The organism is Microbacterium sp. ISL-59 (assembly GCF_018613945.1).
GTDB lineage: Bacteria > Actinomycetota > Actinomycetes > Actinomycetales > Microbacteriaceae > Microbacterium > Microbacterium oxydans_B.
This window is the reverse complement of record NZ_JAGGPG010000004.1, coordinates 244,646-266,642: the sequence shown is the minus strand read 5'-3', so window position 1 is coordinate 266,642 and position 21,997 is coordinate 244,646. Positions and strand designations below refer to the sequence as shown.

Annotated in this window: 27 protein-coding genes; 20 read left to right on the top strand and 7 right to left on the bottom strand. The window is 69.7% G+C overall.

The annotated features are described in order from the left end of the window. Positions 1-83: 83 nt before the first annotated feature. Positions 84-884: an AraC family transcriptional regulator gene (locus J7E45_RS14790; protein ID WP_215070295.1), complete on the bottom strand. Its 801-nt coding sequence runs from the start codon at positions 882-884 to the stop codon at positions 84-86. A 178-nt stretch (positions 885-1,062) separates the two neighbouring features. Between J7E45_RS14790 and J7E45_RS14785 the strand changes: the two genes are divergently transcribed. The 5 genes from J7E45_RS14785 (at position 1,063) to J7E45_RS14765 (ending at position 6,063) form a co-directional block, all read left to right on the top strand. Next, positions 1,063-2,118: an alpha/beta hydrolase gene (locus J7E45_RS14785; protein WP_215070293.1), complete on the top strand. Its 1,056-nt coding sequence runs from the start codon at positions 1,063-1,065 to the stop codon at positions 2,116-2,118. A gap of 70 nt (positions 2,119-2,188) precedes the next feature. Continuing rightward, complete coding sequence (locus tag J7E45_RS14780) at positions 2,189-3,040, top strand: tryptophan 2,3-dioxygenase (protein ID WP_091027490.1); 852 nt, start codon at positions 2,189-2,191, stop codon at positions 3,038-3,040. Next, positions 3,040-3,993, top strand: a complete 954-nt coding sequence (locus J7E45_RS14775) for a hydrolase (RefSeq protein ID WP_215070291.1) — start codon at positions 3,040-3,042, stop codon at positions 3,991-3,993. The genes J7E45_RS14780 and J7E45_RS14775 overlap by 1 nt, the downstream gene beginning before the upstream one ends. Positions 3,994-3,995: 2 nt before the next feature. Further along, positions 3,996-5,234, top strand: a complete 1,239-nt coding sequence (locus J7E45_RS14770) for an aminotransferase class V-fold PLP-dependent enzyme (protein WP_215070289.1) — start codon at positions 3,996-3,998, stop codon at positions 5,232-5,234. Beyond that, positions 5,224-6,063 carry a PaaX family transcriptional regulator C-terminal domain-containing protein gene (locus tag J7E45_RS14765; RefSeq protein ID WP_215070287.1) on the top strand — a complete coding sequence of 280 codons (840 nt, stop codon included), beginning with the start codon at positions 5,224-5,226 and terminating at the stop codon, positions 6,061-6,063. Before J7E45_RS14770 ends, J7E45_RS14765 begins: the two co-directional genes overlap by 11 nt. Here J7E45_RS14765 and J7E45_RS14760 read toward each other — a convergent pair. Continuing rightward, positions 6,060-6,554 carry an FBP domain-containing protein gene (locus J7E45_RS14760; RefSeq protein WP_215070285.1) on the bottom strand — a complete coding sequence of 165 codons (495 nt, stop codon included), beginning with the start codon at positions 6,552-6,554 and terminating at the stop codon, positions 6,060-6,062. The genes J7E45_RS14765 and J7E45_RS14760 overlap by 4 nt on opposite strands. A gap of 295 nt (positions 6,555-6,849) precedes the next feature. On the opposite strand from J7E45_RS14760, the gene J7E45_RS14755 reads away from it, so the two are divergent. Beyond that, positions 6,850-7,197, top strand: a complete 348-nt coding sequence (locus tag J7E45_RS14755; protein ID WP_215070283.1) for a hypothetical protein — start codon at positions 6,850-6,852, stop codon at positions 7,195-7,197. Positions 7,198-7,237: 40 nt separating this feature from the next. Here J7E45_RS14755 and J7E45_RS14750 read toward each other — a convergent pair whose 3' ends face one another. After that, positions 7,238-7,639: a hypothetical protein gene (locus J7E45_RS14750; protein ID WP_091028412.1), complete on the bottom strand. Its 402-nt coding sequence runs from the start codon at positions 7,637-7,639 to the stop codon at positions 7,238-7,240. A gap of 189 nt (positions 7,640-7,828) precedes the next feature. Here J7E45_RS14750 and J7E45_RS14745 point away from each other — a divergent pair, with 189 nt between their 5' ends. Beyond that, a complete protein-coding gene (locus J7E45_RS14745) occupies positions 7,829-8,038 on the top strand; it encodes a CsbD family protein (protein ID WP_029261061.1) in 210 nt (69 codons plus the stop codon). Positions 8,039-8,116: 78 nt separating this feature from the next. On the opposite strand, the gene J7E45_RS14740 is transcribed toward J7E45_RS14745, so the two are convergent. Next, a complete protein-coding gene (locus J7E45_RS14740) occupies positions 8,117-8,281 on the bottom strand; it encodes a hypothetical protein (RefSeq protein ID WP_017201713.1) in 165 nt (54 codons plus the stop codon). A 120-nt stretch (positions 8,282-8,401) separates the two neighbouring features. Between J7E45_RS14740 and J7E45_RS14735 the strand changes: the two genes are divergently transcribed. Genes J7E45_RS14735 through J7E45_RS14705 form a run of 7 tightly spaced genes read left to right on the top strand, consistent with a single transcriptional unit; the run spans position 8,402 to position 13,813 of the window. After that, positions 8,402-8,668, top strand: coding sequence for a Rho termination factor N-terminal domain-containing protein (locus tag J7E45_RS14735; RefSeq protein ID WP_215070281.1), 267 nt, complete (start codon positions 8,402-8,404; stop codon positions 8,666-8,668). A gap of 8 nt (positions 8,669-8,676) precedes the next feature. Next, on the top strand, positions 8,677-9,819 hold the full coding sequence (locus tag J7E45_RS14730) for a YbdK family carboxylate-amine ligase (protein ID WP_215070279.1): 1,143 nt from the start codon (positions 8,677-8,679) through the stop codon (positions 9,817-9,819). 43 nt (positions 9,820-9,862) lie between these two features. Next, positions 9,863-11,260 (top strand): MFS transporter, encoded by a 1,398-nt coding sequence (locus tag J7E45_RS14725; RefSeq protein ID WP_167634575.1) that lies wholly within the window; start codon positions 9,863-9,865, stop codon positions 11,258-11,260. A gap of 2 nt (positions 11,261-11,262) precedes the next feature. Continuing rightward, positions 11,263-12,111 (top strand): endo alpha-1,4 polygalactosaminidase, encoded by an 849-nt coding sequence (locus J7E45_RS14720; protein WP_251054279.1) that lies wholly within the window; start codon positions 11,263-11,265, stop codon positions 12,109-12,111. 9 nt (positions 12,112-12,120) lie between these two features. Continuing rightward, a complete protein-coding gene (locus J7E45_RS14715; protein WP_215070278.1) occupies positions 12,121-12,771 on the top strand; it encodes a DUF4352 domain-containing protein in 651 nt (216 codons plus the stop codon). After that, entirely contained in the window at positions 12,768-13,331 is a 564-nt protein-coding gene (locus tag J7E45_RS14710) for a hypothetical protein (protein WP_215070277.1), read from the top strand. Before J7E45_RS14715 ends, J7E45_RS14710 begins: the two co-directional genes overlap by 4 nt. Then, complete coding sequence (locus J7E45_RS14705) at positions 13,328-13,813, top strand: hypothetical protein (protein WP_215070276.1); 486 nt, start codon at positions 13,328-13,330, stop codon at positions 13,811-13,813. The genes J7E45_RS14710 and J7E45_RS14705 overlap by 4 nt, the downstream gene beginning before the upstream one ends. Here the strand turns inward: J7E45_RS14705 and J7E45_RS14700 are convergent. Then, positions 13,700-14,965, bottom strand: coding sequence for a hypothetical protein (locus J7E45_RS14700; RefSeq protein ID WP_215070275.1), 1,266 nt, complete (start codon positions 14,963-14,965; stop codon positions 13,700-13,702). The genes J7E45_RS14705 and J7E45_RS14700 overlap by 114 nt on opposite strands. Positions 14,966-15,128: 163 nt before the next feature. On the opposite strand from J7E45_RS14700, the gene J7E45_RS14695 reads away from it, so the two are divergent. Both J7E45_RS14695 and J7E45_RS14690 read left to right on the top strand, forming a co-directional pair. Further along, positions 15,129-16,181 (top strand): iron-containing redox enzyme family protein, encoded by a 1,053-nt coding sequence (locus J7E45_RS14695; RefSeq protein ID WP_215070274.1) that lies wholly within the window; start codon positions 15,129-15,131, stop codon positions 16,179-16,181. Then, on the top strand, positions 16,178-16,384 hold the full coding sequence (locus tag J7E45_RS14690; protein ID WP_215070272.1) for a CDGSH iron-sulfur domain-containing protein: 207 nt from the start codon (positions 16,178-16,180) through the stop codon (positions 16,382-16,384). Before J7E45_RS14695 ends, J7E45_RS14690 begins: the two co-directional genes overlap by 4 nt. A gap of 24 nt (positions 16,385-16,408) precedes the next feature. Here J7E45_RS14690 and J7E45_RS14685 read toward each other — a convergent pair whose 3' ends face one another. Beyond that, complete coding sequence (locus J7E45_RS14685) at positions 16,409-17,188, bottom strand: YggS family pyridoxal phosphate-dependent enzyme (protein ID WP_215070270.1); 780 nt, start codon at positions 17,186-17,188, stop codon at positions 16,409-16,411. A gap of 78 nt (positions 17,189-17,266) precedes the next feature. On the opposite strand from J7E45_RS14685, the gene gabT reads away from it, so the two are divergent. The 3 genes from gabT (at position 17,267) to J7E45_RS14670 (ending at position 20,416) form a co-directional block, all read left to right on the top strand. Beyond that, entirely contained in the window at positions 17,267-18,604 is a 1,338-nt protein-coding gene (gene gabT, locus J7E45_RS14680) for a 4-aminobutyrate--2-oxoglutarate transaminase (RefSeq protein ID WP_215070268.1), read from the top strand. Positions 18,605-18,668: 64 nt separating this feature from the next. Continuing rightward, complete coding sequence (locus tag J7E45_RS14675; protein WP_215070266.1) at positions 18,669-19,679, top strand: glyceraldehyde 3-phosphate dehydrogenase NAD-binding domain-containing protein; 1,011 nt, start codon at positions 18,669-18,671, stop codon at positions 19,677-19,679. Beyond that, positions 19,676-20,416, top strand: coding sequence for a glutamine amidotransferase (locus J7E45_RS14670; protein WP_215070264.1), 741 nt, complete (start codon positions 19,676-19,678; stop codon positions 20,414-20,416). The genes J7E45_RS14675 and J7E45_RS14670 overlap by 4 nt, the downstream gene beginning before the upstream one ends. A 55-nt stretch (positions 20,417-20,471) precedes the next feature. Here J7E45_RS14670 and J7E45_RS14665 read toward each other — a convergent pair whose 3' ends face one another. Beyond that, positions 20,472-21,017 (bottom strand): carboxymuconolactone decarboxylase family protein, encoded by a 546-nt coding sequence (locus tag J7E45_RS14665; RefSeq protein WP_091028716.1) that lies wholly within the window; start codon positions 21,015-21,017, stop codon positions 20,472-20,474. Positions 21,018-21,138: 121 nt separating this feature from the next. On the opposite strand from J7E45_RS14665, the gene J7E45_RS14660 reads away from it, so the two are divergent. Next, the gene (locus J7E45_RS14660) at positions 21,139-21,990 is read left to right on the top strand and encodes an AraC family transcriptional regulator (protein WP_215070262.1); all 852 of its coding nucleotides are present in this window, start codon (positions 21,139-21,141) and stop codon (positions 21,988-21,990) included. Positions 21,991-21,997 lie beyond the last annotated feature (7 nt).

The following is a 21,997-nucleotide window of genomic DNA, read 5'->3' as shown; positions in this document are numbered from 1 at the left end:
CGTTGGTAAGGGTTGCCTGACCTAAGTTAGACGATCACCCATGCCGCAGAGGGGACGAGTTGTACCGGTTTCGGTACTCGCCCTCAGTCGACGGTGGCCCGTTCAGCCCGTGAACCCCGCACATACTCCGCCGGAGTCCGCCCCGTGAGTGCTCGGAAATGGTCGATGAACGTCGACGGGTTCCGATAGCCGACCATCCGTGCGACCGACACGATCGGCCTGCCGTGGGTGAGCTCGCGGATGGCGAGCTGCAGCCGCGCGAGGATGCGCCACTGCGTGAACGACATCCCCGTCTCGGCCTCGAACTGCCGTGCCAGCGTGCGCCCGTGCAGCCCGCACTCGTACGCCCAGTCGGCGGTCGTGCGCTTGTCGGCAGGATCGGCGAGGATCGCGCTGGCGACCATGTGCAGGTGCGAGCTCCGCGGCATCACAAGCTCGAAAGACGCGCGCGGCGCCGGCACGAGCAGGTCGAGGATCACCCGTTGCAAGCGATGCCGGGCGTCCTCATCGAGCGCTCCCTGCAGATTGTGGTCGAGCAGCACGCGCAGCGGCTCGGTCATCGCCACGCCGGTCACCGAGCGGGGCATCGCCGCCGTGTGCGGGCCACCCTCGGTCAGGTACGTGGCGCGCACGCGGGCTCCCCGCTCCGCCGAGGCCCGGTGCGCCACGCGCGACGGCACCCACACGGCGAGCGTCGGCGGGATAGCCCACACCCGCCCCTCGGCCTCGAGCCGCGCCATGCCGCCGGTCGACCACAGCAGCTCGTGCTCGTCGTGCACGTGCTCAGGCCACAGGATCGGCTCGTCGACGTCGTACTCGAATGTCGTGAGCAGGTAGCCGGGTGGAACTCGCCGACGGTCGACGTCGGGCCCGTCTGCGCTCATGGCGCCCGTCGATCCCACCGCAGCCGAGCTGCGTCGATCACGACTTCGACCGCCGAGAGCGGAAGACGTCCGCGACGGGGTCGATCAGCCATCGACCCATCGTACCGAGCAGGGATGAGCCGCCCCGCACGCGGCGCCCGGCCCCGGACTACTGGCACACTGATCGGTGGAGGGGTCCATGAGCATCGACGCACACACCGAAGAACCCGCACGCCCGACGAAGGCCCGCAAGCCGTGGCATCGGTCGAAGATCGCCCTCGGCATCATCGTCGCGGTGGTCGCCGTGGTCGCGATCGTCGGAACGATCACGCCCTGGCCGTCGGCCATGGTCATCCGCGCCGTGTTCACCCAGGGCGGCGAGGAGACGGCCGCCGAGATGGACAAGCACGTCCCCGACACGAAGCTGTCGGAGCAGAAGGATGTCGCCTACGGTGACGACGGCGCCGACACCACGATGGACGTCTTCCGCCCGGCATCCGCCGACGGCCCCCTGCCGACGGTCGTCTGGATCCACGGCGGCGCCTGGATCTCGGGGGCGAAGGAGAACGTCGACCCGTACATGCGCATCCTCGCCGCCGAGGGATACACGACCATCGCCGTGAACTACACGATCGGCCCGGAGGGCGTGTATCCGCTCGCCGTCCACCAGCTCGACGCGGCCCTCGCCTACATCGACGAGCACGCCGAGGAGCTGGGCGTCGACGCAGACCAGATCGTCCTCGCCGGCGACTCCGCCGGCGGACAGCTCGCCAGCCAGATGGCGACGCTGATCACCAGCAAGGACTACGCCGAGATCATGGGCATCACCCCGTCGCTCGCGCCCGACCAACTCGTCGCGACCGTGCTCAACTGCGGCGTGTACGACCTGTCGGCGCTCGCCCAGCTCGACGGGCTGGCCGGCTGGGGACTCAAGTCGGCCATGTGGGCGTATTCGGGCACGAAGACCTGGGCGGAGGACTCGACCGGCGCCACGATGTCGACCATCGACTGGGTCACCGCCGACTTCCCCACGACCTACATCTCCGGCGGCAACGGCGACGGGCTCACGTGGCTGCAGTCGATCCCGATGGCCCAGCGCCTGGACGAACTCGGTGTCGACGTGACAACGCAGTTCTGGCCCGCCCCGCACGAGCCGCAGCTCCCGCACGAGTATCAGTTCCACCTCGACCTGCCGGATGCGCGGACCGCCCTGCAGAAGACGATCGACTTCCTGGACGCGAACACCACCCACTGACGGTCTGACTGCGGACCGGGCAGACATTTCACTTCTGTGACGATCGCCGCAGAAGTGATATGTTCAGCCCATGCACACCGAGAACGAACGCGCCCTCGAATCCGGGATCGTCACCGACCTGTCCGGGCGGATGACCTACGGGTCGTACCTGGCGCTGGACCAGCTGCTCACCGCGCAGCATCCGGTGAGCGAACCGCAGCACCACGACGAGATGCTGTTCATCATCCAGCACCAGACCACCGAGCTCTGGCTCAAGCAGCTGCTGCACGAGCTCTCCTCCGCCCGTGAGCTGCTCGCCCGCGACGACCTGCGCGAGGCCCTCAAGCGCATCGCCCGCGTCAAGCGCATCCAGGACGTGATGACGCAGCAGTGGTCGGTGCTCGCCACCCTGACCCCGACCGAGTACGCGCAGTTCCGTGGAGCGCTCGGCAACTCCTCGGGCTTCCAGTCTGTGCAGTACCGCGCGGTGGAGTTCGCCCTGGGGAACAAGAACGAGAAGATGCTGACCGTCTTCGCCGACCACCCCGCCAACCTCGCGCTGCTCACGGCCGAGTGGGAGAAGCCGACGCTGTACGACGAGTTCCTGCGCTTCGCCGCACGTCGTGGACTGCCCATCCCGACCGCGATCCTCGAGCGCGACGTGCGCGAGCCCTACCGCGAGACGCCGGAGCTCGTACCCGCGATCCGCGAGATCTACCAGGACCCGAGCCGGTACTGGGACCTGTACGAGGCGTGCGAGGACCTGGTCGACCTCGAGGACAACTTCCAGTTCTGGCGGTTCCGGCACCTCAAGACGGTCGCGCGCACGATCGGCATGAAGGTCGGCACCGGCGGCTCCAGTGGTGTCGGCTTCCTGCAGCGCGCCCTGGATCTGACCTTCTTCCCCGAGCTCTACACCGTGCGCACCGAGATCGGTCGCTGATGCACGCCGCCACGTTCTTCGACGGGATCGGCTGGCGCGAGGGCGTCGTCGAACTCACCGACGGGCGCATGCGGCTGCAGGATGCGGTTTCGACCGCCGGGCTCCCCCGCCTCGACGGCGTCGTCGTCGGCGGAATCACCGACCACCACGTGCACCTGCAGCTGGTGGAGCACGCCCGGCTGGCGGGGTCGCGCCTCGGCCGGGTGGTCGACCTCGGCGGGAATCCCGACGTGGTTCGGCGGCTCGCTGAGCACCACGTCCGCGTCGAGTTCGCCGGCGCGTTCCTCACCGCGCCGGGCGGCTACCCGTCCGACCGCTCATGGGCGCCGGCCGGGTCGGTGCGAGAGATCGCCGATGCGGATGCCGCCGCCGCAGCCGTGTCCGAGATGGCCGCGGCCGGAGCCTCGTGCATCAAGGTCACCAGCAACAGCACCGCCGGACCGGTGTTCTCGGACTCGCTCCTGCGCACCATCGTCGGGCTCGCTGCCGACCGCGGGCTCCTCGTCGTCGCACATGCCGAGGGCGCGGGCGAAGCGGAGCGGGTCGTCGGTCTCGGTGCCGCCCGACTCGCGCACGCGCCCTTCACCGAACGCCTCGACGATTCCGTGATCGAGCGGCAGGCGGCGAGTGCCTCCTGGATCTCGACCCTCGCGATCCACGACGGCCCCGAGCGCGAGGCCGCGATCGACAACGTCCGCCGCTTCCACGCGGCGGGCGGCACCGTGCTCTACGGCACCGACCTGGGCAACGGTCCGATGCCGGTCGACCTGAACCCGCGCGAGATCGCCGCCCTCCGCGAGGCCGGGCTCGACGACGCCGCCCTCTGGCGAGCACTCTCCTCGGTCGACCCGCTCGCCCCCCTCTCGACTCTCCTGCTCCTCCCCGGGGGCACCCCCGCGACCGCCGACCCGCTCGACGCCCGACCCCTCACCCCCGCCGACCTGAAGGTGTGACCATGACCGACCCCCGCGACACCGACCTGCTCGACGCCGCCCGCGCCCTCGACGCCGCCGACCCGCTGCGTGCCCACCTCGACGCGTTCGCCGAGGCGCCGGGTGTCACGGCCTACCTCGACGGCAACTCGCTCGGCCGCCCGCTGCGCGACATCCCGGAGAAGCTCGCCGCGTTCGTGCGGGAAGACTGGGGCACGCGGCTCATCCGCTCCTGGGACGAGCAGTGGATGGCGCTGCCGATGGAGCTCGGAGACCGCATCGGCCGGGTCGCGCTCGGCGCCGCGGCCGGCCAGACCGTCGTGGCCGACTCGACGAGCGTGCTGATCTACAAGCTCATGCGCGCCGCCGCGGCCGCCGACCCTGACCGCACCGAACTCGTCATCGAGGCCGGCAACTTCCCCACCGATCGGTTCCTCGCCGAGGGCGTCGCGGCCGAGACCGGCATGACCCTGCGCTGGCTCGAACCCGATCCCGTGCACGGCGTGACCGTCGCCGACGTCGAGGTCGTCGTGTCGGAACGCACCGCCCTGGTCTCGCTGAGCCACGTCGACTATCGCTCCGGCGCCCTCGCGGACATGCCCGGCATCACCGCCGCAGCGCACGACGCGGGCGCGCTCATGATGTGGGACCTCTGCCACTCGGCCGGCGTGATTCCGATGCAGCTCGACGAGTGGGGCGTCGACCTGGCCGTCGGCTGCACCTACAAGTACCTCAACGGCGGACCGGGCTCCCCCGCGTTCGCCTACCTGCGTCACGGGCTTCAGGGTGTGCTGCGTCAGCCGATCCAGGGCTGGTGGAGCGCCGCCGACATCTTCGCGATGGGGCCGGAGTACGTACCGGCGGGCGACATCCGTCAGCTGCTGAGCGGCACCCCGCCGGTGACGTCGATGCTCGCGATGCAGGGGATGCTCGACCTCATCGAGCAGTCCACGATCGCCGGAGTCCGGGCGAAGTCGCAGTCGCTGACCGACCTCGCGGTGCGCGCATACGACGAGGTGCTCGCACCTCTCGGCGTGCGGCTGCTGAGCCCGCGCGACGCCGACCTCCGCGGCGGCCACGTGACGATCGGCCACCCGGATTTCCGCGACGTCACGCGGCGGCTGTGGGCCGACGGCATCATCCCCGACTTCCGCTTCCCCGACGGCATCCGCCTCGGGCTCTCCCCACTGAGCACCTCGCACGTCGAGACGATCACGGGGGTCCTGGCCGTGCGCGACGCCCTGGAGTCCGGTGACTTCTGACCTCGCCGCCGCGCCCGTGCTCGATGACATCGACGCACGCCCCGGCAGTACCGCCTCGCTGCTGCGGACACTCGTCGGGGTGTTCCTGCGCCCGCTCGGCGGCTGGATCTCGGCGGCCGACCTCGTCGCGCTCGCGGGCGACCTCGGGATCGAGGCAGGCCCCGCCCGCACCGGCATCACACGTCTGAAGCAGAAGGGGCTCCTGCTCGCGGAGCGCGATGCCGGGATCGGCTATCGCCTCAACCCGGCCGCCGTCGGGATGCTCGAGCGCGGCGACCGCCGCATCTTCGAGATGCGCGAGATGACAGATGCCGACTCCTGGTGCCTGATCTCGTTCTCGATTCCCGAGAGCGCACGCAGCATCCGGCACCAGCTGCGCCGCCGCCTGCAGTGGATCGGCGCCGGGGTCGTGTCCCCCGCGCTGTGGATCTGTCCGGGGCACCTCCACGACGAGGTGGAGCAGATCCTCGAAGAGCTCGACGCCCGGAGTCGGGCGACCCTGTTCCAGGCATCCGCCCCCGCGCCGGCCGGCACGCTCGTCGAAGCTGCCGCGCAGTGGTGGGATCTCGCGGCCCTGCGCGCCGAGCACCTCGACTTCCAGGACCAGCTCACCGCACTGCCTTCCGAGCCGTTCGCCGCGTACGTCCAGCTGATCGACCGCTGGCGGGTGCTGCCCCACACCGACCCCGGGCTTCCGCCGTCGATGCTGCCGGCCGACTGGCCCGGACGACGCAGCTTCGAGGAGTTCGCGCGGCTCTCGGCCGAGCTGGCCGCTCCCGCCCGCGAGCACGTGCGCGCCCGGATGACCGGACGCGCACGCGTCGGCTAGGCCGTCTGCCCCGCCACCTCGGCGAGGAAGCCGGCGACGTGCTCCTGCAGACGCAGGATGCGCAGGTCTCGCGCGAACTCGCGGTCGAAGCCCTGGTAGGCCAGCGGCGGGAGGATGCGCACATTCCGGTTGCAGCCGAACTCGGCACACGTGAGCACCCCGACCGAGTCGCCCTTGCGTCCGGCGGCACCGGCCTTGCGTGCCACGAACAGCTGCACGTCGTTGCGGAGCGTGACGTCTTCGCACCAGGAGCACTGCGCCCGGGCGATCACACGCTGCTCGGCGCGCTGCAGGAACACACCGACCGGGGCGTCGTCGACCCACGTGACGACGTACGCGCGGCGGGGCATCTTCGGATCCACCCACCCGAGGAAGTCGAGACGGTCGAAGTCGATCTCGGCGAAGCCGGGCGGGAGGGTCAGGTCGGAGACCTCTTTGCGGGAGGCGTTGAGGAAGGAGGCGCGGATGCCGCGCTCGTCGATGGGACGCATGAGAGTGCTTTCAGGAGTGGTCGCCGCAGAGGGCGAGTCGATCGGATGAGGTGCCCGAGACGGATGCCGGGGTATGACGCAGCACCGGGGACGGGGGTTCCGCCTCCGGCTGGTCTTCAGCCTCTGCCTGCGGCGCGGAAGGCGCCTGCAGCTCCGCTCTGCGCCCGAGGGGCGCTCATCGACGACAGCACCCCGAGAGACTACACCCGTTTGTTTCACTCCGTGTCGGTCCGCCTGGCTCCGACCCGGAACCCGACTTAGTCTTTCCGGAACGTCGATCCTGAAGGAGACCACCGTGTCCACGCCGCTGAACCGCCTTTCGCCCCTCCCGGTGCGTGAGCGTGCAGCGTGCATGTGCAGCCGCGGCGACCGGTGCTCTTCGTTCGCACCCGGCCACGCGCTGCATCTGATCCAGGCGCGCATCGCCTCGGCGACGCCCGCGGGGTGGGTCGACGCGCTGGTCGTGACGACGGATGCCGTCGCCGGCGACCTCGTCGTGCGCACGCTCGACGGCGAGGTCCACGACCTGTGGAACGGATCCGGCGCGGCGCTCGAAGCAGCCCCGGGCACACCGGTCGCACTGCATGCCCGCTACGGAGTGCTCGCCGTCGGGCGCACGCAGTTCAACGTCGCCACCGTCTGACACGACCCGTCTTCGACGGGGAGCCGTGAGCGATCGCGCCTCAGGCGCTCGCCATCATCATGTCCTTCATGGCCATGCAGGCATCCATGCAGGCCTGGCACGCCTGAGCGCACATGCGGCACACGTCGCTGTCGTCGGCATGCCGCATGCACTCGTCCATGCAGACCTGGCACATCGCGATGCACGCGTTGAGCATGGCCATCATCGAGGCCGGGGTCATGCCCTGCATCCGCATCATCGAGCGCATCATGGTGTTGCACATGTCGGCGCAATTCATGCAGGCCGGCGAACAGTCCATCATCTGCGTCGAGCACACCGTGCACGCCTGCTCGCACGCGGCGCACGCATCCATGCACGCCTGCATGACGGACATGTCCATCATGCCCATGTCGGGCATCGACTCCATGTTCTTCGACATGGCGCCCATCATCATCGAGTCCATCGCTCACCGCTTCCTTCGAGGTCCGCGGGCAGGACCACCCGCCTGGCGCCAGGCTAGTCCCTCGGGGACCCCGCGTCGATGGGGCGGAACGCTGACATGAGCGGGCCGGATTGTCAATCCCGTGGCCGGTTCCGCGCCCGCGTGGAAAGGTCGGGATCAATCGAATCCGCCCTAGGAGAGGAGCAGAACATGAGTGCTGCAGATGACGTCAAGAACGCCGCCGAGAAGGCCGCAGGAAAGGTCAAAGAGGGCGTCGGCAAGCTCACCGACAACGAGCGTCTCGAGGCCGAGGGCCAGGCAGATCAGGTCAAGGCATCGACCAAGCAGGCCGGTCAGAACGTGAAGGACGCCGCCGAGAAGACCGGCGACAGCGTGCGCGACGCGTTCGACAAGAAGTAGGACGAGAGTCCCCCGGAAACGGCAAAGAGGTGGGGCCCGCCATCGGGCGGGCCCCACCTCTTCGGGATCAGACCTCGGTCAGACCTTGCGGCTGCCGCTGATCGCTCGGATCAACCAAGCGATCACAGCGATCGCGAGGAGGACGAGTCCGACCCACAGGAGGAACTGGAGCGACTGCACCAGTCCTCCGGTGATCGCGAGGATCACTGCGACGACGATGACGATGATCAGGAGGATGTTCATCGGTCTTTCCCTTCTTTCGGGGCGCGAACGCCCGACTGCGGTGACACCACGCTAGCTCTCAGGAGCCATCTTCCAGAGGGGGTTGACTTCCACCCTCCGAGTGCGCGAAAGGATGAACCCATGCCAGGACGACGGAACAAATCGCTCAAGGACCCCGAGCTGTACGAAGAGCTCAGGGACGACGGGGCGTCCAAGGAGAAGGCGGCGCGCATCTCGAACGCTGCCGCGAAGGAAGGCCGCAGCACCGTCGGTCGCCGTGGTGGAGAACACGGCGACTACGACGACTGGACCGTCCCGGAACTCCGCAAGCGCGCGAAGGAGTTGGGACTCACCGGCTACAGCCACAAGCGGAAGTCCGAGCTGATCTCCGCCCTCAGGAATCACTGAGGACGGGGATGACCCGCTTCGGCATCGAGGAGGAGTTCCTCTTCCTCGATGAGCACTCGTTGGTGCCCGTGGCTCTGGCCTCCGGCACGCGCGAGCGCATCACGCGGCTCCGCACCGGCGGCGAGGTCACGAAGGAGTATCTGACCTCGCAGATCGAGTGCCTCACCGAGCCCGTCTCGACCGGAGCGGATGCCGAGGCACAGCTGCGACACCTGCGCGAGCTGATCGGCTGGCATGCGCAGGAGCAGCAGGCGATCGCGGCCTCGTCGGGAACGCCGTTCGCCACGACGCGCTCTTCCGCCGTCTCCCCGTCCCCGCACTACGACGTGGTCGCCGAGCAGCTCGGCCATCTCACCCACGATCACGAGGTCAACGGCCTGCACGTGCACGTCGAGGTGCTCGACGACGAAGAGCGGGTGCGCGCACTCGACCGGGTGCGCGGCTGGTTGCCGGTGCTGCTGGCCCTCACCGGGAACAGCCCGTTCGTGGAGGGCCGCGACACCTCCTTCGCCAGTTGGCGCAGCATCCTGATCCGTCGTCTGCCCGGCTCGTGGAGCCCGCCGCAGTTCCGCGATCTCACCGACTACCGCTCGGGGGTGCAGCGACTCATCGATCTGCGGGCCATCGCGGATGCCGCCTCCCTCTCCTGGGCGGTGCGCATATCGGAGCGCTACCCGACGGTCGAGGTGCGGGTCTTCGACGCGCAGCTGACTCCGGAGGAGTCGGTGCTCGCCGCGCTGCTCAGCCGCGCGATCGTGCTGACCGACGACCAGCCTCCCGCCGCGATCGGCGCGGATGTGATCGACGCGTCGCTGTGGACCGCTGCTCGCCGCGGCATGGACGCGCGCGTGATCGACCCGACGACCGGGGAGATCGACGACGCGCGGACCGTCGCCGAGCGGATGCAGGCCGTTATCGCCCCGGCGCTTCGTGAACTCGGTGACGGGGAGTGGGTGCACGACGGGCTCGCCCGGCTGCGCACCGACGGCACCGGCGCCACTCGGCAGCGCCGCAGCGTCGAGCAGGACGGGACGGCCGGGCTCGCGCGACTCCTCCGCGCCGGTACGCCGGCACCTCACCCCGCACCAGCTGCGCCTCGACCCGATCCGCACGGGGAACGACAGGAGCCCGCGCCCGCGCCCGCGGCCTGACCGCCGCCGCCCGGGTGTCCACCGCCGGGAGTAATGTCGGCCTGTGGCCTCCTCCTTCGCCCCTCTCCAGCGGCTCGTGATCTCGATCGCCGTGCTCGCCTCGTTCGTGACGTTCCTCGACGGCACCGTCGTGAACGTCGCCCTGCCCGCGATCAGCCGCGAACTCGGCGGCGGCATCACCACTCAGCAGTGGGTGGTCGACGCGTACCTGATCACGCTGAGCGCGCTGATCCTGCTCGCCGGATCGGTGTCCGACGCCTACGGCCGCGTGCTGGTGATGCGCATCGGCCTGATCGCGTTCGGAATCGCCTCCATCGCGGTGGCCGCGGCCTTCGATCCGCTCATGCTGATCATCGCCCGGGCCGCGCAGGGTGCAGCCGGCGCGCTGCTGGTGCCGAGCTCGCTCGCGCTCATCACCGCGACCATGCGCGCCGACGTGCAGTCCCGGGCGATCGGTGTGTGGACCGCCTTCACGACCGGAGCCCAGCTCGTCGGCCCGCTGCTCGGCGGCCTGTTCGTCGACTACCTGTCCTGGCGCTTCGTCTTCCTCATCAACGTGATCCCCATCGGCATCACCCTGCTGCTGCTCGCCCGCCTGAAGCTTCCGGAGCACCCGCGCGGCATCAAGGTCGACTGGTGGAGCGGTGCGCTGTGCGCGCTCGGCCTCGGCGCCGTGGTGTTCGCCCTGATCGAGCAGCCCAACATGGGATGGCAGTCCCCGGCGATCTGGATCCCCGCCGTCGTGGGCGCTGCCCTGTTCGCCCTGTTCCTGTGGCGTCAGCAGCACTCGGCGTCGCCGCTCATGCCGCTGTGGCTGTTCCGGGTGCGCGACTTCGGCTGGGGCAACCTCGCCACCCTCTTCGTGTACGCGGCGCTGTCGCTCAACGGCTTCGTGGTCGGCGTCTACCTGCAGCAGGGCGCGGGTCTCAGCGCCACGGCGGCCGGGCTCGCGAGCCTCCCGATGACGATCCTGATGATCCTGATCTCCTCCCGCGCGGGACAATGGGCCGGACGGTGGGGGCCACGGATCTTCATGACCATCGGTCCGCTGATCATGGCAGTCGGCGCGCTCATGCTGCTGCTCGTCGGAGACGACTTCGACTACTGGTGGCAGGTGCTGCCCGCGATGATCGTGATGGGTCTCGGCCTCTCGCTCACCGTGGCGCCGCTGACCGCGGCGATCCTCGGAGCGATCGATGAGAACCACTCCGGCATCGCCTCGGCGGTGAACAACGCGATCTCCCGCGTCGCCGGTCTGCTCGTCGTCGCGATGCTCTCGACGATCGTCGGCGGCACGCTCGACCTCGACGGGTTCCACAATGCGGCCTGGGTCACGGCGGCGTTGCTCGTCGTGGGCGGCGTGGTGTCGTGGATCGGCATCCGCCGCAACCCGGCCGAACCGGCACCGGCCGACGTCGCCGCGTCCGGCGCCCCGCAGTGACCATGCCCACGAGGACGCGCCGGGGCGGGACGCCGCTCGCCGCCGCCATGCTGGTGCTGGCGCTCGGCGGATGTGCGGCGCCCGCCGCTCCCCCCGCGTCCGGCGAATCGTCGGCACCCGCCGCGTCGTTCAGCCTTCCGCCGTCCGGCGCGACCCCCGACTACCAGCTCGGCGGTGCGTACGAACCGGCGTCCGAGGTCGGGATCGTCGGCCGGGACCGGAGCGCGGAGCCGGCCGAGGGCGTGTACTCGATCTGCTACGTCAACGGATTCCAGACGCAGCCCGACGAACTCGACTCCTGGCCCCGCGACCTGCTGCTGCAGAGTGACGGCGAGGTGATCTTCGACCCGGACTGGCCCGATGAGGCGCTGCTCGACACATCGACAGCCGAGCGCCGCGACCGGATCGCCGCCACGGTGATCCCGTGGATCGAGGGGTGCGCGGATGCCGGCTTCGACGCCGTCGAGTTCGACAACCTCGACTCGTACACCCGGTCTGACGGGGCGCTCTCCTTCGACGACAACCTGGCGCTGGCCACACTGCTCGTCGATGCGGCCCATACGGCCGGCCTCGCGGCCGGGCAGAAGAACACGGCCGAGGATGCGGCCGTGCTGCACGAGCAGGCCGGGTTCGACTTCGCGGTCACCGAGGAGTGCGCGGTCTACGCCGAGTGCGGCGCCTACACCGCGGTCTACGGCGATCACGTCATCGACATCGAATACGCCGACGAGCTGCCCCGCCCGTTCGCCGAGATGTGTGCGGACCACGACTCCCCGGCATCGATGGTGCTCCGCGACCGCGACCTGGTCACCCCGACCGACGACGACTACGTGTTCGAGACCTGTCGCTAGGCTGACTGCGTGACGAGGACAGGCGGCGTGGTCGATTCCGTACGCCAGGCCGCCTTCGGCGCCTTCAGCCGCGCGGCGGTGCCGCTCTGGGCCGCCGTGGTCGCGATCGTCGGCCTGCTGGGAGCGTTCGTGGCATTCGGCGGCCTCGCTCCGGCGACGACGCAGCCGTTGCTCGTTCCCGTCGGCAGCGAGGTGCGCACCTCGCTGTATACCGTGACCGTGATGGACGCTGAGGTCACCGACGAGGTCGAGGAGCAGTATCTGGAGGCGGAGCCGGGTGAGACCCTGCTCATCGTCACGGTGCGACTGGAGAACCTCTCCGACCGCGCGGTCGGGGTGGAGGGCACGGCCGACCAGGTCGCCTCACGGCTGCTCTCCTCGAGCACACCGCTTCTCGAACTCTCGGGCGTGACCGTGACCGACACCGCGCGCTCCTGGCGGGCGGACGGTTCGCTGCGCGCGGTGGTGCTGCAACCCGGCGTCCCCGCCGATGTGCGCATCGCCTTCCCCGTCGCCGACGATGCTCTCGACGAGCACGAGGCCCACCTCGATGTGTACGACGCCAGGGAGCAGTCCGGCCAGGTCATCCTCTCGTCGTCGGCGATCACGTGGCGACGGACCGACCTGATCGCCCGCACCCCCGTGGAGGTCGGTCCGTGAGCGCGCGCGGCGGATGGATTCCGTGGGCCGCGGGTATCGCGCTCGTCCTCGCGGCCGGCGTGGTGACGGCGGTCACACCGCCCGAGGATGCGCTGACCGATCCCTTCTTCACCAGGGCGGCCGTCGACGACACGGCGACGTCCCGTACCCTGATCGCCGCGGTGCAGGGGGCCTCGTTCGCCGACCGGCTGACGGTGGCGGACAAGTGGGAGGGCGACGGGAACTGGCTCGTGATCGAACTCGCCGTGTCCGCACCGACGACCGAGGAGGATGCCGTGATCGGCGTCGCCAGCCTCGTGATCGACGGGCAGGTCTTCCTGGCGAGCGAGCGTCCGCCGACATCGCTGCTCCGGGCCAAGCTGCGAGTGGGCACCGACACCGTCGGGACACTGGCGTTCGAGCTTCCGGAGGGCCTGCGGACCGGGAACGGAGAGCTGCGACTCAGCGGTGAGTACCCGACGCCGCGTCTCGACGACGTCATCACCTTCCCCCTCTCCCTCGATGAGGTGCCGCAGGACACCGACAGGGAACTCGACGAGCCGCGATTGGGGGCGCCATGACCTGGTGGTGGACACAGCGCTTCGCACTGGTGGCGCTCGTGGTGGCCGCGGCCGCCGCGATCGCCGTGCACGTCTGGTTCGATGTGCTGCCCGCCGCCCCGAAGAGTACGCAGGTGCAGGATGCGGAGGACGGGAGGGCCGAGGTCGCCGGGCAGAAACTCCGTCTGGACTCCGCCCGCTGGGATGAGTTCGAGGCACCGGCGGGATCGCGGACGCTCAGCATCCGGATCGATGCCAGGGCGGAGGGCGACGCCGGCGGATGCGGGATGTTCACCCTCGCTGAGACCGAGGGCGCGCGCGTCTGGACCAACGCCCGATCTGCGCTCGACGTGCCCTATGACGAGGGCGAGTCGGGCTGCCAGAAGGAGTCAGGCTCCTACGCCATCCTCGCGGTGTTCCTGCTCCCCGACGACGCCGACGGGCCGTTCGTGCTCGACGTCCCCGGCACCGACGAGATCGCGCGCTTCCCCATCGAACCCTGATTCGCGCGTGCCCATCCCTGCTTCCGGGCGACCGACAACCGTGTCGAAGGCAGTCGCCACGATCGCGACGCGCAGCGGCTCGGCCACGGCGGCCACGGCGACGAGGAGAAGCGGGAAGAAGCCCGACCAGAACGCGGTGTCGTGCGCGCCGACGAGCTGCAGCAGACCGCGCGAACCGACCTGCTCGGCCCACGACCACACGGCATACGCCAGTGCCGTGCAGCCGAACACGACGGGGCCGCCGCGCCAGATCAGGGCCAGTGCCGCCCACAGCCCCTCGAGGCGGAGTGCGAGGTTTCGCGCGAGGTTCGACACCGCACCAGGGGGCGCCTGCTCGATACGCCCCAGCACCGCCGGAGTCGCGTCGAAGGTCGTGCCGTAGATGACGCCGGCCACGGTCAACCATGCCGCGGGCACGACCACCGCGGCGACCACCAGTCCGACCAGCCACAGCACCGTCTCCCACAGCGTCGCCACCGGGAGCACGTGGGCCCCGAACCAGTCGCCGATGCCCTCGAACCAGGCGACGCCCGCTCGATCGGCGATCCACTCCTTGGCCTGCGCCCACCACTGGCCCACCAGGGTGAAGAGCATGAAGGTCCAGACCACCTCGGCGTACGCGGCGAGCGCGAGCGTCCATGTCGGCAGTCTCCCGCCGATCCGAGCGAGGAGCACGCGCACGACGAGCGCGATGACCAGCACGGCGACCGGCAGCACGCCCACCGCGATGAGGCCGCCGCGGTCGCCGAGCTGGGCGGCGTCGTAGCTGGCGTCACGCAGGGCGATGCCGCTCGCGATGTTGAAGAACGCTTTGATGTCGACGTCGAGCATTCCCCAGGCGGCATAGAACGCGAAGAACGGCAGGATGGCGACCAGCGTCGTCTGCGCGAATTGCCGGTAGCCCGGGCGGTGGTCGGATGCGCTGTGCGGCAGCGACCGCTGCACCGTGAGGTACATGGCGACGTACGACACCAGGCGCGCGGCCACGGCGAGCGGCAGGAGCAGGAGTCCGCCGAGCGTGGTGAGTCCGCCTATGAAACCCGCGAGCTGCACGAAGATCTCGTGAAGAGCCTCGCCGGCGAGATACCAGGCCGCCAGCGCGAGGCCGTGCCGTGCGAGGAGGCGCCCGAAGGTGCGCACGGCCGGGATCATGCCCCCACGGTACCGGTTCGCTGACCGCCCCTGCGGAGCGGATGTCGACACCCCGCCCGCGCCGCGGCGCGTATGCCCCGCACGCCCGTCTGCGTCAAGTCCCTGGAGCGGATGATCCACACGCGGCAGGATGCGAAGCATCGCACCGATGGGAGCCCTGTTCATGACCGTATCCGCCCCGGCATCCGCCCCGGCCGCAACCCTCCCCTTCACCGACAGAGGGCCGCTGAGTCACGCCGTCATGTCGCACCTGACGGGCGACGACGCCGCTGCCGCCGACCACGCGGGCCTCGCGACCGCTGCCGTGGCGGCGAGCGCTGACGTGGTGCGCGACGACGACATCCAGCTCGCGCTCTTCGTCCTCTACGCCTCGTCCTACGGATCGCTCCCGCAGCTCGATGCCGACCTGGAGTGGGACCCCGCCCTTCTCACCACACGCCGGATCCTCGAGGAGGCGTTCGAGAGCGCGCTGCGGGCGAGGGTGCCGATGCCGGAGTCCCCCGAGCCGACCGTGGATGCCGTCGGCCGCGCGCTCTTCGCCCTGGCCGCCGCCGACACGGGACCGAGCCTCTCGCGGCACATCGCGAAGAAGGCCACCAGGGAGCAGGCGGAGGAGACCCTCATCCAGCGCTCGGTGTACACGCTGCGCGAGGCGGATCCGCACTCCTGGGCCATCCCGCGCCTGGAAGGACGCGCCAAGGCCGCCCTCGTCGAGATCCAGTCGGACGAGTACGGCGGCGGGCGACCGCAGCGCGTGCATGCCGAGCTCTTCGCCCGCGCGATGCGTGCCGCGGGCCTCGATGCCACCTATGGAGCGTACGTCGACGACGTGCCGGCGATCACTCTCGCCTCGCACAACATGATGTCGATGTTCGGGCTCAACCGCCGCCTCGTCGGCGCGATCGTCGGGCACCTGGCCGCATTCGAGATGACATCGTCCATCCCCTGCCGCCTGTATGCCGACGGCCTGCATCGTCTGGGATTCGACCCGGATGTGGCGGCCTACTTCGAGGAGCACGTCGAGGCGGATGCGGTGCACGAGCAGATCGCCGCGCGAGACCTGGCCGGCAGCCTCGCCGAAGACCACCCCGAGCTGCTGCCCGACATCCTGTTCGGCGCGGCGGCGTGCCTGACCGTGGACGGTTGGGGCGGCGAACACATCCTGGAGTCCTGGCAGGCGGGCACCTCGTCGCTCCGACCGCGGGTGGCGTCATGAGTGCCCGGACCGAGCCGCCGTCGATCACGCCCTATCCCGACGGACCGCTGCTCGTGCGCGGCCCCGTCGAACTGCGCACCGCCGACGGAGAGCCGATCGAGCCGCATCGTCGCACCGTGGCCCTGTGCCGCTGCGGGCTCTCGACCCTCAAGCCGTTCTGCGACGGCACCCACAAGGCGGCGGGTTTCCGCACCGACGACTGATCGCCGCGCCGACGTCGTCGCGGTTCAGGCCTCGGGCCAGTAGTAGCTGTCGGGGAGGGCGCGGGCGCCGAAGATCGCCTGACCGACACGCACACAGGTCGCCCCCTCCTCGACCGCGATCTCGTAGTCCCCCGACATCCCCATCGAGAGCTCGCCGGAGCCGATGAGGTCGGGCGCGTCTTCTCTGGCCTGGTCTCGCAGTGTGCGAAGGAGGGAGAAGCACTCGCGCACCCGCTGGTCGTCGGGCGTCAGGATGGCGAGCGTCATGAGTCCGCGCACGCGAAGGCTCTGATACGAGGGCAGCGCCTCGAGGAAGGCGGGGAGTTCCTCCGGCGGCATCCCGAACTTGGAATCCTCGGCAGAGGTGTTCACCTGCACGAAGACGTCGAGACTGCGTCCTGCCGCCTGCAGGCGCCGATCGAGCGCCTCGGCGACACGCAACCGGTCGAGGGCCTGGAACTCCGTGGCGAAGGTGGCGACGTCCCGTGCCTTGTTGGTCTGCAGATGTCCGATGATCGACCAGGACACGTCGAGGTCGCTCGTCTCGCCGTGCTTGCGCACCGCCTCCTGCACCTTGTTCTCTCCGAGCAGCCGCATGCCCGACTCGATGGCGACCCTGACGCGCTCGGTGGGGACGGTCTTGCTCACCGGAAGCAGCGTGACCTCTTCCGGGAGGCGTCCGGCGCGACGGGCCGCCTCGTCGATGCGTGTGCGGACGGCTGCGACGTTGTGGTGGAAGTCGTCGACGGTGAACGCCGTGGGGTATCGATCGTCGACCCCGCTCGGCTGCTCTGGTTTTGACATAGGTCAAAGGCTAACATAGTCTTAGGCCGATCTGATGCGAGGCTGGATCGCCTCGCGCCACACCCGACAGGAGCCACCATGTCCCCGCTCGACGTGCTTCCCGACCGCTCATCCGCCCCTTCCCTGCGCACCGAGGTGCCGGGGCCGCGGAGCCGTGCGATCCACGAGCGGCGTCAGAGATCCGTGGCCCGCGGGGTCGGCAGCGTGCTCCCGATCTACATCGACCACGCGGACGGCCCGTGGGTGACCGACGTCGACGGCAACCGCTTCCTCGACCTGGGGAGCGGCATCGGCGTGACCACGATCGGCCACGGGAACCCCGCCGCCATCGCAGCGGCCGCCGCGCAGATGGAACAGGTCACGCACACCCTCTTCACCGTGACCCCCTACGAGGGATACGTGAGCCTCGCGGAGCGCCTCGCCGAGAAGACTCCCGGCGACCACGAGAAACGCTCCTTCTTCGCCAACTCCGGGGCGGAGGCCGTGGAGAACGCGGTCAAGATCGCCCGCAGACACACCGGCCGCCGCGCGGTCGCCGCGCTCGACCACGCCTTCCACGGGCGCACGAACCTCACGCTCGCCACGAACCACAAGGCGGCGTACGGCACTGGTTTCGGTCCCTTCGCGCCGGACATCCACCGCGTACCGAACTCGTACCCGTACCGGGACGGCCTCACCGGCGAGCAGGCGGCGCAGCGGACGATCGCGCACCTCGAGCAGCGCATCGGCGTCACCGATCTCGCAGCTCTGATCGCGGAGCCCATCCAGGGCGAGGGCGGCTTCGTCGTGCCCGCAGACGGTTATCTGCCCGCGCTGCAGGAGTGGTGCACCCGCAACGGCGTCGTGTTCATCGCAGACGAGATCCAGACCGGCCTCGGCCGCACGGGGACGTGGTTCGCGAGCGAGCAGTTCGGCGTCGTGCCCGATCTCGTGCTCACCGCCAAGGGCATCGCGGCCGGTCTCCCGCTCGCCGGGGTCACCGGTCGTGCCGAGATCATGGATGCGGCCGACCCCGGCACTCTCGGCGGCACGTTCGGCGGCAACCCGGTATCCATCGCCGCAGCCCTGGCCGTCTTCGATGAGCTCGAGCACGGTGACTTCTTCGCCGAGGCGTTGCGCATCGGCGACAGGCTCGAGCAGCAGCTGAACGACCTCGCCGCGCGGCATCCGCTGATCGGCGATGTGCGCGGAAGAGGTGCGATGTATGCGTTCGAGCTGACGGAACCCGGTACGTCACGTCCGGCGGCCGGCGCGGCCTCGGCCGTCGCGGCTTTCGCGGCGCAGGAGGGGATCCTGCTTCTCACCGCGGGCAGCGACGCGAACGTGATCCGTTTCCTGCCGACGCTCACCACCACGGACCAGCAGCTCGACATCGCGATGGATGTGATCGATCGCGCATTGACGGCTCTCGCCTGATCTGCGTTCGACCGAACATCCTCACAGACCACTCCGGATCCTCACCACCCCCTGAAGGAGCTCCATGCCCGCCAAGATCGCCATCAACGGACTCGGGCGGATCGGACGCAACCAGCTCCGCCTTCTGATGGCGCGCAGGTCCGACCTGGAGCTGGTCGCGCTGAACGACCCGCGCGGCGCACGCGCGGTCGCCGATCTCCTCGAGAGCGACCGGGCAGGCGGCCGGCCTGCGGGCGGGGCGCGGCATGACGACAGGCATCTCTTCGTCAACGGTCACGCGATCCGGGTGTACTCCGAACACGACCGCCGATCCCTGCCGTGGCACGAACTCGGCGTCGACATCGTGATCGAGTCGACCGGCCAGGCGATCCGCGCCGACGCCGCGAGGGAGCACCTCGCCGCCGGAGCCGAGAAGGTGATCATGACCTCGCCCGCCGCCGGCGATGACGGGACTCTGGTCCTCGGAGTGAACGAGGGGTCGTACGATCCCGACCGACACCACGTCGTCTCCAGCGGGTCGTGCACCACGCTCTGTCTGGCGCCGGTGCTGCAGACGTTCGACGACGCGTTCGGGATCGACGCGGCGCTGATGACGACGGTCCACGCAGGCTCCGTCGACGACTGCTTCCAAGACATCCCGCACGCCGACCTGCTGCCCGCGGGAACCCGAGACGCGAGGATCACCGCGAGCTGCCTCGGCGCCGCCGAGGCCGTCACCCGCGTCCTCCCGCACCTCGACGGCCGACTCGAGGGCACGGCGCTGCGGGCTCCCACCCTCAGGGGGTCGATCACGCATCTCACCGTCACGGCGACGCAGACCGTGACGGCCGACGAGGTGAGAGTGGCTTTCCAGACGGCTTCGGAGGGAAGACTCAAAGGGATCCTGCGCTGCGCCGACGATGAGATCGCCGTCTCGGACTCGGTCATCGACCCGCACTCGTCGATACTGGACACCACGCTGATCCGCGCGACCGGCTCCCAGGTGAAGATCTCGGCCTGGTACGACGACGAGTGGGGATACTCGCACCGTCTCACCGAGCTCGTCGCGCACGTCGCAGAAGGACGGACACCATGACGATCGATTCCTCGCGGTCGCGCATCGCCCTCGCATTCCGGCACGTCCACTTCGAGGATCTGGGAATCCTCGAGCCGCTCCTGATCGAGCGCGGGTATCACGTGGAGCATGTCGACCTCGGCGTGCAGGCGATCGACATCGAGCGGGTCGATGACGCGGATCTGCTGATCGTGCTGGGCGGTCCCATCGGGGTGTACGACACCGTGCAGTATCCGTTCCTGCACGCGTCGAAGGAGGCGATCGCGCATCGGCTGCGCGACGGCCGGGCGATGCTGGGCATCTGCCTGGGCGCACAGCTGATCGCCGAGGAGATGGGAGCAGTGGTCGCTCCGACCGGGTCCGTGGAGATCGGCTATGCGCCGCTCGAGCTCACGGCCGAGGGGCTCGACTCTCCACTGCGCTCCCTCGACGGGCTGCCCGTCCTGCACTGGCACGGCGATGCCTTCGCCATCCCTGAGGGCACCTGCCATCTCGCCCGCACTCCGGACTTCCCGAACCAGGCGTTCGCCACCGACACCGTGCTCGCGCTGCAGTTCCACCTGGAGGCCGACCATCGCACGATCGGCAATTGGCTCATCGGGCACGCGCACGAGCTGCACCACCACGGCATCGACCCGCGCACGATCCGCGAGCAGGCCAGGCTCCACGGCCCGCGGCTCGAGACCGCCGCTCGCACCACGATCGCCGCGTGGCTGGACGAGGTCGACAGCCCCGCACACCACGCCGACGCGAACTGAGACGGTACGACGAAGGGCCGGGACCTGATGGTCCCGGCCCTTCGTCGGTGGCGGTTCAGCTCGCGCGGCGCAGTGCCACGCTCGGGAAGTCCACCGGCACATCGAGGGCGATGTTCACGTAGTTCGTGAACAGGTTCAGCGCCACCTGACCGATGGTCTCGACGATCTGCTCGTCGTTCCACCCCTGCGCGCGGACCGCGTCGACATCGGCCGAGGACACCTGTCCGCGGGCGTCGACGAGCTTCAGCGCGAATGCCAGCAACGCGGCCGTGCGCGGATCGTCGGACTCGCCGACCTGTGCTGCGGCGAGCGTCTCGCGCGTCAGACCGGCCTTCTTGCCGAGTGCGGTGTGCGCCGCGAGGCAGTAGTTGCACGAGTTGCGGTCGGCGACCGCCACGGCGATCTGCTCACTGAGCGCAGCACCGAGGGTGCCGCCCCCGTACGCGCCGAATGCGCTCCACATGCTCGTCAGGGCAGCCGGGGAGTGGGCGACGGCGCGGAACATCGCCGGCACGGTTCCGAAGGCGCCGGCGATCTGGTCGAGCTGCTCCTTGACGGGTCCGGTGGCCGATTCGCGTTCGATGAGAGAGACGTTGGGCATGTGATGCTCCTTCGTTAGCAGGATGAGGCCGATCGGCCTCCCCTCGAGTCTTCCGGGAATCGCCGGACGATGCGCACCAGAACGTCTTGCATTCATGACCGATCGTCCAGATACTGGAACCATGCCCTCTGTCGACCGCCTCACTCCGCTGCTCGAGCGCTTCCGCGTGCGCACGCGCTTGTTCCACACGGGCCCCCTGTGCGGCACGACGGTCTTCCCGGCGAGCAGCGGTCACGGTTACCTGCACGTGCTGCGTCGCGGAGAGATGGAGGTGACCCACCGTCGCCCCGACGGCAGCACCGAGCGCGAGGTCATCACGCGGCCGAGCCTGCTGTTCTTCCCGCGTCCGCTCGACCACACCTTCCTCAACGCGCCGACCGACGAGTCGGACTTCGCGTGCGCGACGCTGGACTTCGACGGCGGTGCCACTCATCCGCTCGTGCGCACGCTGCCGTCGGTGATCGTGCTGCCCCTCGACGAGGTCGCCGCCCTCGCCCCGGCCCTCGACCTGCTGTTCTCCGAGGTCAACAACGTCCGCTGCGGACGCCCGCTCGTGGCCGACCGCATGTTCGAAGTGGTCCTGATCCAGCTGCTGCGATGGATGCTCGACAACAGCGGTCGGCTCGACCTCCCCCCGGGCCTGCTTCCCGGTCTCGCCGACGAGCGGCTCGCTCCGGCACTGGTCGCGATGCACGAGGCGCCGGGCGATCCGTGGAACCTGGAGTCGCTGGCGCGCAGGTCGAACATGTCGCGGAGCGCCTTCTCCGCACGGTTCAAGGACGTCCTCGGGCGATCGCCCGGTGACCACCTCACCGAATGGCGTCTCACCGTCGCGCAGGAGCAGCTTCGCGCCGGGATGTCGGTCAGCACCGTCGCCGCGGAGCTCGGCTACGCCAGCGCCTCGGCGTTCTCGCGGGTCTTCGCCCAGCGCATCGGCCATTCGCCGCGCGTGTGGCTCGCCCTGGCCGCCTGACCACGCA